At 73.0% G+C, this 12,508-nt stretch carries 14 protein-coding genes; 10 read left to right on the top strand and 4 right to left on the bottom strand.

Features of this window, described 5'->3' with window-relative positions; genetic code table 11:
* The first annotated feature begins 50 nt into the window (after positions 1-50).
* Positions 51-560 carry a DUF3592 domain-containing protein gene (locus FB388_RS33725; protein WP_142106740.1) on the top strand — a complete coding sequence of 170 codons (510 nt, stop codon included), beginning with the start codon at positions 51-53 and terminating at the stop codon, positions 558-560.
* Here the strand turns inward: FB388_RS33725 and FB388_RS33720 are convergent.
* Genes FB388_RS33720 through FB388_RS33710 form a run of 3 tightly spaced genes read right to left on the bottom strand, consistent with a single transcriptional unit; the run spans position 538 to position 2,792 of the window.
* A complete protein-coding gene (locus FB388_RS33720; RefSeq protein ID WP_142106739.1) occupies positions 538-942 on the bottom strand; it encodes an MmcQ/YjbR family DNA-binding protein in 405 nt (134 codons plus the stop codon). The two genes, FB388_RS33725 and FB388_RS33720, sit on opposite strands and share 23 nt — an antisense overlap.
* 10 nt (positions 943-952) lie before the next feature.
* Positions 953-1,876 (bottom strand): DMT family transporter, encoded by a 924-nt coding sequence (locus FB388_RS33715; protein ID WP_281290519.1) that lies wholly within the window; start codon positions 1,874-1,876, stop codon positions 953-955.
* Between the two features lie 22 nt (positions 1,877-1,898).
* Positions 1,899-2,792, bottom strand: a complete 894-nt coding sequence (locus FB388_RS33710) for an inositol monophosphatase family protein (protein WP_142106738.1) — start codon at positions 2,790-2,792, stop codon at positions 1,899-1,901.
* Between the two features lie 154 nt (positions 2,793-2,946).
* On the opposite strand from FB388_RS33710, the gene FB388_RS33705 reads away from it, so the two are divergent.
* The gene (locus FB388_RS33705; protein WP_211362412.1) at positions 2,947-4,101 is read left to right on the top strand and encodes a glycosyltransferase family 4 protein; all 1,155 of its coding nucleotides are present in this window, start codon (positions 2,947-2,949) and stop codon (positions 4,099-4,101) included.
* A 1-nt stretch (position 4,102) separates the two neighbouring features.
* On the top strand, positions 4,103-5,209 hold the full coding sequence (locus FB388_RS33700; RefSeq protein WP_142106736.1) for a glycosyltransferase: 1,107 nt from the start codon (positions 4,103-4,105) through the stop codon (positions 5,207-5,209).
* 20 nt (positions 5,210-5,229) lie between these two features.
* Here the strand turns inward: FB388_RS33700 and FB388_RS33695 are convergent, their stop codons facing one another.
* The gene (locus FB388_RS33695; protein WP_142107687.1) at positions 5,230-5,916 is read right to left on the bottom strand and encodes a TetR/AcrR family transcriptional regulator; all 687 of its coding nucleotides are present in this window, start codon (positions 5,914-5,916) and stop codon (positions 5,230-5,232) included.
* A gap of 152 nt (positions 5,917-6,068) precedes the next feature.
* On the opposite strand from FB388_RS33695, the gene FB388_RS33690 reads away from it, so the two are divergent.
* The 7 genes from FB388_RS33690 to FB388_RS33660 all read left to right on the top strand — a co-directional run bounded on the left by FB388_RS33690 (position 6,069) and on the right by FB388_RS33660 (position 12,435).
* Complete coding sequence (locus FB388_RS33690; RefSeq protein WP_142106735.1) at positions 6,069-6,806, top strand: SDR family oxidoreductase; 738 nt, start codon at positions 6,069-6,071, stop codon at positions 6,804-6,806.
* A gap of 16 nt (positions 6,807-6,822) precedes the next feature.
* Positions 6,823-7,710, top strand: coding sequence for an SDR family oxidoreductase (locus FB388_RS33685; protein ID WP_142106734.1), 888 nt, complete (start codon positions 6,823-6,825; stop codon positions 7,708-7,710).
* A 54-nt stretch (positions 7,711-7,764) separates the two neighbouring features.
* Entirely contained in the window at positions 7,765-8,457 is a 693-nt protein-coding gene (locus FB388_RS33680) for a demethylmenaquinone methyltransferase (RefSeq protein WP_170225963.1), read from the top strand.
* A gap of 775 nt (positions 8,458-9,232) precedes the next feature.
* Entirely contained in the window at positions 9,233-10,525 is a 1,293-nt protein-coding gene (locus tag FB388_RS33675) for a geranylgeranyl reductase family protein (protein WP_142106733.1), read from the top strand.
* A gap of 97 nt (positions 10,526-10,622) precedes the next feature.
* Positions 10,623-10,988 (top strand): NADH-quinone oxidoreductase subunit A, encoded by a 366-nt coding sequence (locus FB388_RS33670; protein ID WP_142106732.1) that lies wholly within the window; start codon positions 10,623-10,625, stop codon positions 10,986-10,988.
* 1 nt (position 10,989) lies between these two features.
* Complete coding sequence (locus tag FB388_RS33665; RefSeq protein ID WP_142106731.1) at positions 10,990-11,556, top strand: NuoB/complex I 20 kDa subunit family protein; 567 nt, start codon at positions 10,990-10,992, stop codon at positions 11,554-11,556.
* 6 nt (positions 11,557-11,562) lie between these two features.
* On the top strand, positions 11,563-12,435 hold the full coding sequence (locus FB388_RS33660) for an NADH-quinone oxidoreductase subunit C (protein ID WP_246122671.1): 873 nt from the start codon (positions 11,563-11,565) through the stop codon (positions 12,433-12,435).
* Positions 12,436-12,508 lie beyond the last annotated feature (73 nt).

Below are 12,508 nucleotides of genomic sequence, written 5' to 3'. Positions count from 1 at the left end.
GAGGCCCCGGCCACACCGGTGCTCCCACCAGGCCTCATACGATGGGGGACGTGACGAGTGGCACCCGGACGACGGGCACGGGGCGCACCAGCGCGTTCGATGAGCTGGCGTCGCTGGTGCGCCCGCTCGCGCGCTTCCTGACGACCCGGGCTCCCGAGGTCGTCACCGGGATCGCGGTGCTCGCCACCGTGCTCGGCCTGCTCGCGCTGGCCGGCGCCGCCGCGAACGACCGCTCCATCTCGGCCAACCCGGGCTACGCGCAGGCCGAGGTGCTCGACGGGTCGACGTTCGCCCGCACGGTCGTCCGCTTCACGGTGGCCAGTGGGGAGACCGTGGCGCCGGAGCACGGGGTCTTCTACCCGTCGGGGCTCGAGGTGGGCGGGTCGGTGGCCGTCGAGTACGACCTGGCCGACCCGGAGCTCGTCCGGGTGGCCGGGCGCAGCGCGCTCGACCAGGCGGTCCCGCTCCTGCTCGGCGTCGCGTTGGTCTGGGCGCTGCTCGGCCCGATCGCGCTGTGGCTGAGGCGCAGGCGGGCCGCTAGGGGCGGTACCGGCGGCTGAGCTCCGGCGGGGCGCACGACCGCCAGCCGTCGAGGATCGCCTCCCGCAGCGCGGCCTCGTCGACCTTCTCCAGCTGGACCAGCACCGCCGCGTACCCGTCGAAGTGCGGGATCGTGAAGAACGCGTCGGGGTTGTCGGCGAGCACGGCCTCCTTCTCGTGGAGGTCGGCGACGCGGATCGCGAGGATCGGGCCGTCCGGCGGGGCCTCGGCGCCGTACCGGCGGATGTCCGCCTTGCTGAACGGCCGTTCCCAGGCGAAGACCTTGGCCCCGCCGCTCGCGGTGACACCGCACACCGCCCACGCCCGGTTGCCGTGCCGGTCGACCTCGGCGACCTCGGGCAGGTCGGTCGCCATGCGGGCCACATCGTCGAGGCTCACCATCCGGTCGACGCTACGTGCGCCGCGTGGCCAACACCACTCCGAGCACGGTCAGCACCATCCCGCCGATCGCCACCAACCCGAGCGACTCCCCGAACATGGCGAACGCCATCAGGGCCGTGAGCCCGGGCACGAGGTAGAAGTAGCTGGTGACCTGCGCCGCTGCGCCGCGGCGCAGCATGAGGAACAGCAGCGAGATCCCGCCGCCGGTCAGCGCCAGCACCGACCAGGCCAGCGCGCCCGCGAGCTGCGGCGTCCAGTCGAACCGGAACGACTCGAACGCGAGCGCGAACGGCAGCGTCACCGCCACGGACGCGACGAACTGCACGACCTGCCCGGTACGCAGGTCGAACTGCGGGCAGAACCGCTTCTGGTAGAGCGTGCCGATCGTGATCGCGAGCAGGGCCATGACGGTGAGGCCGAGCGTCAGGAGTGACAGGCCTTCGGTGGTGAGCCGGTTCGAGACCACGAGCGCGACACCGGCGAAACCGAGCAACAGGCCGGCCACCTGCCGTCCGCCCAGCCGCTCGCCGAGCAGGCCGGCGAACGCCGCGGTGAGCACCGGCTGCAGGTTCACCACGAGCGCCGCGACGCCTGCCGGCATCCCGGCTGCCACCGCCGCCCACACCCCGCCCAGGTACCCGGCCTGGATCCCGACGCCTGCCACCGCGATGTGCAGCACCTGCCGCCCCCGTGGCCACGGGGCGCGTGCCGCCACGGCGAGGGCGAGCATCAACACGACCACTGCCGAGTAACGCAGCACCAGGAAGCTCAGCGGCTCCGCGTACGGGGCGGCGTACTTCGCGACCACGAAACCGGACGCCCAGATGACGACGAAAGCGAACGGCGTGGCGCGGACGGCCAGGCTCGTGCGGGATGCGGTGGTACTGATGCCCGACCCTAACCCGCACCCAGAGCGCGACTCGCGCGCATTCACAGCGCGACTCGCGCAGGTGGGGTCAGGCCTCGCTCGCGCGCCACCAGCCGAGCACGGCGTCCAGCGCGCCCGGCACCGCGACGATCATCTCGCCCTCCGGAAGGGCGTCGGGCCGCCCGTTCCCGTCGACGATCACGGCGCCGGCCTCGGCCGCGAGGCAGGCGGCACCCGCGACGTCCCACTCCTGGTAGCCCTCGAGCACGGCGGCGACGGCGTGGCCGAGCGCCACCTGCGTGACCGCGAGCGCCGACGAGCCGAGCGAGCGGATACCGGCGTGGGCCGCGGTGGCGTGCCGGGTGAACGAGGCGGTGCGGTCGGGCCCGAGTTCGGCGCAGATCAGGCCGCCTGCCGGCGCCCGGGGTACGACCCGGACCGGGACGCCGTTCGCCCGCACCCCTCGTCCGCGGGCGGCGGCGTAGATCTGGGCCCGGCTCGGGTCGGCGATCACCCCCACGACCGGTCCGGAGGCGTCCACCAGCGCCAGACTGTATGCGCACCACGGGAATCCCGCGACGTAATTCGCGGTGCCGTCCACCGGGTCGACAACCCACCGGTAGGGGCTGGTGCGGGCGTCCGGGTCGGCCCAATGCATGTCTGAGGGCTGCGCGCGCCGCGGAGCAAGCGCGCGGCCCTCAGTGAGAGCGCCGTACTCCTCGCCGACCACGGGCACGCCGGGGAACTCCGCGGCGAGGACGCGGCGGGTGTGGCGTTCGAGGGTCCGGTCGGTGTCGGTGACCCAGTCGAAGGGGTTGGACTTGTGCGCGGCCCCGCTCTGGTGCTCCCGGCCCGCGGTGGCCGTGATCACTTCGGCCGCGTCGTTGGCGAGCCGCCCGGCCACCTCGAGGGCACGGGACATCAGCCCGGTCTCCACCGGGAGCGGCGCCGGGGGTGCGCTCGGATCCTGCTGGACGGTCATGTGGCCCGAGCGTCACCGGCTCCGGTGTCGCACCGGCGTCCCGCAGGTGACGTGCCGACGATCACACGGCCAACTGTGTGACCGACACGGGGAGTTGGCTCGCCGTTGGGTGGCTCGCCACCGGCGCGCTCCCCGGCCGGGGAACGGTGCCACCGTGCGCGTCGCCATCGTGTCGGAATGCTTCCTCCCCGTGGTCAACGGTGTCACCAACTCGGTGCTCCGGGTCGTCGAGCACCTCACCGAGGCCGGGCACGAGGTGTTGGTGGTGGCGCCCGGCATGGACGGTCCCACCGAGTACGCGGGCGCCCCGGTCGTGCGGATCAGGGAGCTGAACCTGCCGGTGGTCTCGTCGATGCCGGTCGGTGTGCCGAGCAGGCGCGTGCTGACGGCGCTGCGGGAGTTCGCGCCGGACGTCGTGCACCTCGCGGCGCCGTTCGTCGTCGGGTACCGGGGCCTCGCGGCGGCGCGCAGGCTGGGCATCCCGACCGTCGCGGTCTACCAGACCGACGTGGCCGGCTTCGCCGCGTCCTACGGGCTCGGCCTCACCGCCCGCGCGGCCTGGCGCTGGACCTGCCGGCTGCACGGGCAGGCCGACCGCACGCTCGCGCCGTCGAGCTGGGCCACCGCCGCGCTGCGGGCGCGCGGGGTGCCGCGCGTGCACCAGTGGGCCCGCGGCGTCGACACCCGGCGGTTCACCCCGTCGAAGCGCGACGAGGGGCTGCGCGCCGAGCTGGCCCCCGCCGGCGAGCTGCTGGTCGGGTACGTGGGGCGGCTCGCCCCCGAGAAGCAGGTCCAGCGGCTCGCGGCGCTGGAAGGGCTGCCGGGCACCCGGCTCGTCGTGGTGGGCAGCGGGCCCGGCGAGGAGCGCCTGCGCGCGACCCTGCCGGGTGCCGCGTTCCTCGGCTTCCGCGAGGGCGACGAGCTCGCCCGGATCTACGCCTCCCTCGACGTGTTCGTGCACACGGGGCCGTCCGAGACGTTCTGCCAGGCAGTGCAGGAGGCCCTCGCGTCCGGGCTGCCCGTGGTGGCCCCGGACGCGGGCGGCCCGCGCGACCTGGTGCTGCCCGGGCGTACCGGCTTCCTGGTGCCGCCGCACCCGGAGGGCGCCCTGCCGGACGACCCGGCCGCGGTGGCCGCGGACGCCGAGCTGCGCGGTGCGGTCGAGGCCCTCGCCGACCCGCAGCTGCGTCGCCGGTTCGGCGCGGCCGCCCGGCGCTCGGTGCTGCGCCGCACCTGGTCGGCTGTGTGCGACGAGCTGGTCGCCCACTACGCCGAGGTCATCGGCGGGCACACCGCAGCGGCAGCCTGAGTTGAGGATCATCCAGCTGGCGAACTTCTACGGTCCGCGCTCCGGCGGCCTGCGCACCGCGCTGCACCACCTCGGCGCGGGTTACGGGGCGAGGGGCCACGAGGTCGTGCTCGTCGTGCCGGGCCCGCGGTCGGCCGACGAGCTGCTGCCGACCGGGATCCGGCGCGTCACGATCGCAGCGCCCCGGCTGCCCGGCACCGGTGGCTACCGGGCAGTCGACCCCTGGCGGGTGCAGCGCCTGCTGGAGCGGTTGCGGCCCGACGCGATCGAGGTGTCCGACCGCCTCACGCTGCGCGGGCTCGGCGCGTGGGCGTCCCGGCACGGCGTGCCGAGCGTGGTGATCTCCCACGAACGGCTCGACCGCCTGCTCGCGCAGTTCCTGCTCCCGGGCGCCGCGGCCCGGCGCGTCGCCGACCGGGCGAACGCGCGGATGGCCGCGGCCTACGACACCGTCGTCTGCACGACGTCCTTCGCGCGGGCCGAGTTCGACCGCATCGGGGTGCGCAACGTCGCCCAGGTGCCGCTCGGCGTCGACCTGACGACGTTCTCGCCCCGCCACCACGACCCGGACCTGCGCGCCGGCCTCGCCTCCGGCGCGGAGACCCTCCTCGTGCACTGCGGGCGGCTCTCGCCGGAGAAGCACCCCGAGCGCAGCATCGACACCGTCGCCGCGCTGGGCGCGGCCGGGCACCGCGTGCGGCTGGTGATTGCCGGGGACGGCCCCCGCCGGCCCGCGCTGGAACGGCGCGCCGCCGGGCTGCCGGTGACGTTCCTCGGCTTCGTCCGCGACCGCGGGCAGCTCGCCCGGCTGCTGGCGTCGGCCGACGTCTCGCTCGCGCCCGGCCCGCACGAGACGTTCGGGCTGTCAGCCCTCGAGGCGCTGGCCAGCGGCACCCCGGTGGTGGTGTCGGCGTCCTCGGCGCTTCCGGAGATCGTCGGCCCGTCCGGGGCGGCCGCGCTCGACCGGCCCGATGCCTTCGCGGCGGGGGTCACCACGCTGCTCGCCGCCGACGAGGCGGTCCGGCGGGCGGCGGCGCGGGCGCGGGCCGAGCAGTTCGGCTGGCCCGCGTCGGTGGCGGGGATGCTGGGGATGCTCGCCGCGTCCTGACCGTTCCCGCCCGCGGGCGATCATCGCCCGCCGGCGAGCCTGCCGAGCCAGTGCAGCAGCAGCGCCGTCTCGGGTTCGCCGAGCTCCGTCGGGTGGTCGCGCAGGATGGCGGCGAGCTGCAGCGCCGCGACGACCAAGGACCCGTCCCGGTCGGCCTGGCGGCCCCCGGCGTCCGGGACGAGCACCGCGGCGTGGACGGCGTCGCGCACCCGCCGGGAGAGTTCCGGGTCGGGGTAGTTCTCGGGCTGGGTGACGAGGTTGAGCGCGACCCCGATGTTCGCCGACATGATCATCTGGGCGGCCACCCCGGACTCGACGCGCAGCCTGCCTGCCGCAGCACACCGTTCGAGGACTTGGTGCAGCAGGCGCATCGCCTCCTGCGCCGCGGACGGCACGGTGGCGAAGCTCGGCGAGAACATCAGGCGGTAGACGGCCGGGTGAGACCGGGCGAACTCGACGTGGGTGTCCCATCCGTTGCGCAGGTCCACCACCGGGTCGGCGGACGGCTCGGCGGCCCGTTTCGTGGCGAGGTAGCGGTCGAAGCCGTAGTCCACCAGCGCGCTGAGCAGGCCGTTCTTGTCCCCGAACAGCCGGTAGAGCACCGGCGCACCGACGCCGACCGCCTCGCACACCGCACGTGTCGCGATGTCGCGGTCCGGTGAGGCGTTCAGCAGCTCCTCCGCCGCGTCGAGCATCCGCGTTCGCATGTCCACGCTCTGATCGTAGCGCTAATAACAGCTGGGCCGTACGAGTGTTACGCAGGTCATAACGCTGATTCGTCAGTGAGGTAGCAACGCTACGAACGAGGTGTTAGCGTCTGTCTCGTTCAAGCGAAACAACGTTACGAAGGAGCGGGACCATGACCGAGAGCACTCAGCGCATCGCGATCGTGACCGGTGGCTCCGGGGGCATCGGGCGAGCAGTCGCCGAGCGCCTCGCCGCCGACGGGATGAGCGTGCTGGTGCACTACGCCGGCAACCCGCGGCGGGCCGAGGAGACGGTCGACGCGATCGTCGCGGCGGGCGGCACGGCCACCGCGTTCCGGGCCGACGTCGCGGACGAGAACGAGGTGGCCGCCCTCTTCGACGAGGCGGAGCGGCGTTACGGCGGCGTCGACGTGGTCGTGCACACGGCCGGGATCATGCTGCTCGCCCCGCTCGCCGAGCTGGACCTCGACGACCTCGACCGGATGCACCGCACCAACATCCGCGGGACGTTCGTGGTCGACCAGCAGGCCGCCCGCCGGGTGCGCAGCGGTGGCGCGATCATCAACTTCTCGACCTCGGTCACGAAGATCGCGCTGCCCGGCTACACCGCATACGCCGCCAGCAAGGGCGCCGTCGACGCGATGACCTTGATCCTGGCCAGGGAGCTGCGCGGTCGCGACATCACGGTCAACGCGGTCGCGCCCGGCCCGACCGCCACGCCGCTGTTCCTCGAGGGCAAGGAGCAGTCGGTGGTGGACCACATGGCGTCGATGGCCCCGCTGGAGCGCCTCGGCTTCCCGGCCGACATCGCCGAGGCCGTCGCCTTCCTCGCGGGCCCGGCCCGCTGGGTCAACGGGCAGGTCCTCTACGCCAACGGCGGAATCATCTGAGAAGGGAAGAAGGATCATGGGGAAGAACATCGTCGTCACCGGGGCGTCCAGCGGGTTCGGGGCGCTCACCGTCCGAGCGCTCGCCGACGCGGGCCACACCGTCTACGCGGGCATGCGCGAGACCGCGGGCCGCAACGCGCCCGCCGTCGCCGAGCTGGTCGGCTACGCGCGCGAGCACGGGGTCGACCTGGGCGCCGTCGAGATGGACGTGGGCGACCAGGCCTCCGTGGACGCGGCGGTCGAGCGCATCGTCGCCGAGGCCGGCCGCCTCGACGTGGTCGTGCACAACGCGGGGCACATGGTGCTCGGGCCCGCCGAGGCGTTCACACCCGAGCAGCTGGCGGCCGTCTACGACACCAACGTGCTGTCCACGCAACGCGTCAACCGCGCGGCGCTCCCGCACCTGCGCGCCCAGGGTGACGGGCTCGTGGTGTGGGTCGGGTCCAGCAGCAGCCGCGGCGGCACCCCGCCCTACCTCGCCCCGTACTTCGCCGCGAAGGCCGCCGAGGACGCGCTCGCCGTGAGCTACGCGGCCGAGCTCGCCCGCTTCGGCATCGACACGACGATCGTGGTGCCCGGCGCCTTCACGAGCGGGACGAACCACTTCGCCCACGCCGGGCAGCCGGAGAACCCGGAGATCGTGGCGGCCTACGAGGAGCGCTACGCCAACCTGCTCGACCAGGTGTCCGAGCGGCTCGCCCGGCTCGTCCCGGCCGACGCCGACCCGGCCGAGGTGGCCCGACAGATCGCGCGGGTGGTGGACCTCCCCAAGGGTGAGCGGCCGTTCCGCGTGCACGTCGACCCGGCCCACGACGGCGCCGAGGAGGTCTTCGACCACGGCGATCGCATCCGCGCCGACTTCTACCGGCGCATCGGGCTGGAGGACCTGCTGCGCCCCGCGTAGGACCCACGCCCTCGGCTACGCGCCCCGTGTCCCGGGGCGCGTAGCGTTCCCGCCGTGAGCAGGGCCGACCTCGACAAGGACCCGCAGGACGTCGCCGCGATGTTCGACGGTGTCGCACGCCGCTACGACCTGACCAACACCGTGCTCAGCGCGGGACAGGACCGGCGGTGGCGACGGCTCACCCGGGAGGCCCTCGGGCTCCGGCCCGGGGAGCGGGTGCTCGACCTCGCCGCGGGCACGGCCGTCTCCACGGTCGAGCTGGGGCGGTCGGGCGCCTGGTGCATCGCGGCCGACTTCTCGCTCGGGATGCTGCGTGCCGGCGCCCAGCGGCCCGTGCCGAAGGTCGCGGCCGACGCGTTGCACCTGCCGTTCCGCGACGGCGCCTTCGACGCGGTCACGATCTCGTTCGGCCTGCGCAACGTCGCCGACCCCGACACCGCGCTGGCCGAGCTCGCGCGCGTCACGCGGCCGGGCGGACGCCTCGTCGTGTGCGAGTTCGGCCGGCCGACGGTCGCGCCGTTCCGGATGGCCTACTACGCGGGCCTGGAGCACGTGCTGCCGGCGATCGCCCGGAAGGTCTCCAGCAACCCGGAGGCCTACATCTACCTCGGCGAGTCGATCCGCGACTGGCCCGCCCAGCCCGAGCTGGCCCGGCGCATCGCGAAGGCCGGCTGGACGGACGTCGCCTGGCGCAACCTGGCCCTCGGCGCGGTGACTTTGCACCGCGCCACCCGGCCGGTGGTCTGAGCCGCGCGCCGTCCGGCCCCTTCCCCACCAGGCCTCTAGCGGTGGCACATCTCGCACAGGCCCACCTCTCACCGGGCCTTCGGTGGCGCCGCGCATCGTGCGGGGCCGCCCCTCACGCCTCAAGGGCGCTCCGCGTCGCTTCGCGATCGCTACGCGACCCTTGACTCGCGAGCCTCCGCGACCCCTGAGGGCCCGCTTCGCGGGCAGCCCGGGCCTGCCCCTTCCTGCGCGCGGCGCCACCGAAGGCCGGTCTCACCACCATGATCACGGCTTCGGCGCGAAACCCGACGCCCTGCGTCGGGAAACGCACCCAACTGGTGATCTTCGCAGCTCACGCACCCCTTCTCGGCTGATGCACCCCGTCGACCGGTCGCGTGGACCGAAACGCGGCGCGTGCGCGGAAACCGGGTGCGAAGGACAAGGGGATGCCCGACACCGGCCTCCTGGCGGCGCCGCGCACCAAGAGGGCAGGCCCTTGGGCCTGCCCGCACTGCTTGCCCTCAAGGGGCCGCAGAGGCTCGCAGGTCAAGGGGCGCGCCAGCGATCGCGAAGCGACGCGCAGCGCCCTTGAGCTGTGAGGGGCGGCCCCGCACAATGCGCGGCGACGCCAGGAGGCCCTGGAGAAGGGCAACCTTGAGCCAGGAGGCCTTGACGCAGGAGGCCTCGCGCTTCCTGATCCACCGATCACCGTCCGGTCGCCAACCTGAGCGGGCGTCCCTCGACCAGGGTGCTTAGACTCAGGGACGACTTCGTGAATCCGTTCACAAGGAGCCGCATGGCCGCGCCCGAACCCACCACATCGGACGCCGACGTCATCGTCGTCGGCGCGGGTCCCGCGGGATCCACCGCCGCCGCATACCTCGCCAGAGCAGGACTGGACGTCCTGCTGCTGGAGAAGTCGACGTTCCCGCGACCGAAGGTGTGCGGCGACGGCTTCACGCCGCGCGGCATGAAGCAGCTCATCGACCTCGGGATCGACTGTTCAGAGGCGAACGGCTGGCTGCACAACAAGGGCCTGCGGGTCGTGGGTGGCGGGGTCACCCTCGAGCTGGCGTGGCCCACGCTCGCGAGCTTCCCGAACTTCGGCGCGGTGCGGCCGCGCCAGGACTTCGACGAGCTGCTCGTGCGCCACGCCGAGAAGCTCGGGGCCCGCCTGCACGAGGACACCACGGTCACCGACGCGATCACCGACGAGCGCACGGGGCGGGTCGTCGGCGTCAGCGGCACCACCGGCAAGGGCAAGGAGAAGCGGCCGGTCTCCTTCCGCGCGCCGATCACCCTGGCCTGCGACGGGGTGAGCGCCCGGCTGGCGCTCTCGCTCGGGATGGTCAAGCGCGAGGACCGCCCGATGGGCGTGGCGGTGCGCCGCTACTACAACTCCCCTCGCACCCACGACGACCACCTCGAGAGCCACCTCGAGCTGTGGGACCGCTCCGACCCGAAGGACCCGAAGCTGCTGCCCGGCTACGGCTGGATCTTCGGCATGGGCGACGGCACCTCGAACGTGGGGCTCGGGATCCTGTCCACGTCGAAGGCCTACGGCAACACCGACTACCGCGCGCTGCTCAAGTCGTGGCTGGACGGCACGCCGGAGGAGTGGGGCTACCGCGACGAGAACGCGGTCGGCACCGTCGGCGGCGCGGCGCTGCCGATGGGCTTCAACCGCACCCCGCACTACCGGCCGGGTCTGCTGCTGGTCGGTGACGCGGGCGGCATGGTCAACCCGTTCAACGGGGAGGGCATCGCCTACGCGATGGAGTCGGCCGCGATCGCGGCGCGCTGCGCCGTGCAGGCCCACGCGCGCTCCGGCTCGTCGGCCGAGGCGGCGCTCGCCGGTTATCCGGCCGCGATGAGCCAGGCGCTGGGCAGCTACTACCGCATCGGCAACCTGTTCTCCAAGCTCATCGGCAACCCGACGATCATGGGCATGGCCACGAAGTACGGCCTCCCGCGCACCACGCTCATGCGCTTCATCCTGAAGCTGCTCGCCAACCTGTACGACCCGAGGGACGGCGCGGTCGGCGACCGCGTGATCACGGCGATGACCAGGCTCACACCGAGCTTGTAGTAAGGCTTGCCTGGGTCCGGTCGGGCGTTTCGCCCGACCTAGGGTCCCGGGCGGAATCAATAAAGCGATTTCGACGACGACGACGAGGGCAGAACGGATGCTCGATCCCTACCTCCCGCTGGTGCTGTTGTTCGCCCTGGCAGGTGCGTTCGCCCTGTTCTCGGTGACGGCGGCACCGTACGTCGGCCCCCGCCGCTACAACCGGGCGAAGCTCGACGCCTACGAGTGCGGCATCGAGCCTTCGCCCCAGCCGGTGGTGGGCGGCGGCCGGATGCCGGTCGCCTACTACCTCACGGCGATGCTGTTCATCCTGTTCGACATCGAGATGGTCTTCCTCTACCCGTTCGCGGTGAGCGCCGACGCGCTCGGCCTGTTCGGGCTGGTGGAGATCGTGCTGTTCATCGTCACGGTCGGCTTCGCGTACGTCTACGTGTGGCGGCGCGGCGGGCTGGATTGGAACTGAGATGGGTCTCGAAGAGCACCTGCCCAGCGGCGTACTGCTGACCAGCGTCGAGAAGCTGGTCAACTGGACGCGCAAGTCGTCGCTGTGGCCCGCCACGTTCGGGCTCGCCTGTTGCGCCATCGAGATGATGACGACCGGTGCGCCCCGCTACGACCTCGCCCGCTTCGGCATGGAGGTCTTCCGCGCCTCGCCGCGGCAGGCCGACCTGATGATCGTCGCCGGCCGGGTGAGCAACAAGATGGCCCCGGTCCTGCGCCAGATCTACGACCAGATGCCCGAGCCCCGCTGGGTGCTCGCGATGGGCGTCTGCGCCTCGTCCGGCGGCATGTTCAACAACTACGCGATCGTGCAGGGCGTCGACCACGTCGTGCCCGTCGACATGTACCTGCCCGGCTGCCCGCCGCGGCCGGAGATGCTGATGGACGCGATCCTCAAGATCCACGCCAAGATCATGGACGAGCCGCTCGGGACGCGGCGGGCCGCCGAGCTGGCCGCGAGCGGCCACAAGACCGAGCTGGTGCCGTCGTCGATCAAGTTCGCCCCCAAGAAGAAGCTGGCGGAGAAGTGATGCGCCATGGCTGACGAGAACACCGGCAGCTCCAAGGACGACGCCGAGCGCACCGGCGCCCCGCAGTCGTCGGCGCAGCAGAGCGGCGCCGACGCCGCCGAGCAGCGGGCGCGCGGCGCGGAGGACGCCAAGGGCGGCGAGGTCGAGCAGACCTCCGCCCCGATCGACGCGCCGTCCGGCACCGAGGTCGACGAGCAGACCACCCCGGAGGGCGGCACCCGCATCGGGCCCACCCGCGAGCGGCACGGCATGTTCGGCGTGTCCGGCTCCGGTGACACGTCCGGGTTCGGCGGCCTCCGGCTGCCCGCGCACGTGCCCGCCCCGGCCGAGCGCCCCTTCGGTGGCTGGTTCGACGACTTCGCCGACGAGTTCGGCGAGGCCCTCGACGAGCGCGGCATCCCGCGCGGCGCCGTGCAGCAGATCACGATCGACCGCGGCGAGATCACCTTCTACGTGCGGCGCGAGTCGATCGTCGACATCTGCCGCGCGCTGCGCGACGAGGACGCACTGCGCTTCGAGCTGTGCTCCTCGGTCTCCGGTGTCGACTACGGCGCGGACGTGCCGCAGCGCCTGCACGTCGTCTACCACCTGACGTCGATGACCTACCGCCGCCGCATCCGCCTCGAGGTGTCGGTGGACGTCGACGACCCGCACGTGCCGAGCGTCGTGGACGTCTACCCGACGGCCGACTGGCACGAGCGCGAGACGTGGGACATGTTCGGCATCGTCTTCGACGGCCACCCCGCCCTCACCCGGATCCTCATGCCGGACGACTGGGACGGCCACCCGCAGCGCAAGGACTACCCGCTCGGCGGGATCCCGGTGGAGTACAAGGGCGCGGAGATCCCGCCGCCGGACCAGCGGAGGTCGTACACATGAGGGCGCGGAGATCCCGGCTCTGCTGCGACCAGGGGAGGTCGTACACATGACGGCGCGGAGATCCCGGCTCTGC

The organism is Pseudonocardia cypriaca, assembly GCF_006717045.1.
GTDB classification, from domain to species: Bacteria; Actinomycetota; Actinomycetes; order Mycobacteriales; family Pseudonocardiaceae; genus Pseudonocardia; species Pseudonocardia cypriaca.
The sequence above is the reverse complement of the archived record's forward strand: the minus strand, read 5'-3'. Positions and strand labels throughout refer to the sequence as shown.

Excerpts from the sequence above, each read along its gene's own strand:
- FB388_RS33665 (WP_142106731.1), top strand. The coding sequence starts at position 10,990 with ATGGGTCTCGAAGAGCACCTGCCCAGCGGCGTACTGCTGACCAGCGTC.
- FB388_RS33660 (WP_246122671.1), top strand. The coding sequence starts at position 11,563 with ATGGCTGACGAGAACACCGGCAGCTCCAAGGACGACGCCGAGCGCACC.
- FB388_RS33710 (WP_142106738.1), bottom strand. The coding sequence starts at position 2,792 with ATGACCGTCCAGCAGGATCCGAGCGCACCCCCGGCGCCGCTCCCGGTG.
- FB388_RS33685 (WP_142106734.1), top strand. The coding sequence starts at position 6,823 with ATGGGGAAGAACATCGTCGTCACCGGGGCGTCCAGCGGGTTCGGGGCG.
- FB388_RS33720 (WP_142106739.1), bottom strand. The coding sequence starts at position 942 with ATGGTGAGCCTCGACGATGTGGCCCGCATGGCGACCGACCTGCCCGAG.
- FB388_RS33695 (WP_142107687.1), bottom strand. The coding sequence starts at position 5,916 with ATGCGAACGCGGATGCTCGACGCGGCGGAGGAGCTGCTGAACGCCTCA.
- FB388_RS33670 (WP_142106732.1), top strand. The coding sequence starts at position 10,623 with ATGCTCGATCCCTACCTCCCGCTGGTGCTGTTGTTCGCCCTGGCAGGT.
- FB388_RS33675 (WP_142106733.1), top strand. The coding sequence starts at position 9,233 with ATGGCCGCGCCCGAACCCACCACATCGGACGCCGACGTCATCGTCGTC.
- FB388_RS33690 (WP_142106735.1), top strand. The coding sequence starts at position 6,069 with ATGACCGAGAGCACTCAGCGCATCGCGATCGTGACCGGTGGCTCCGGG.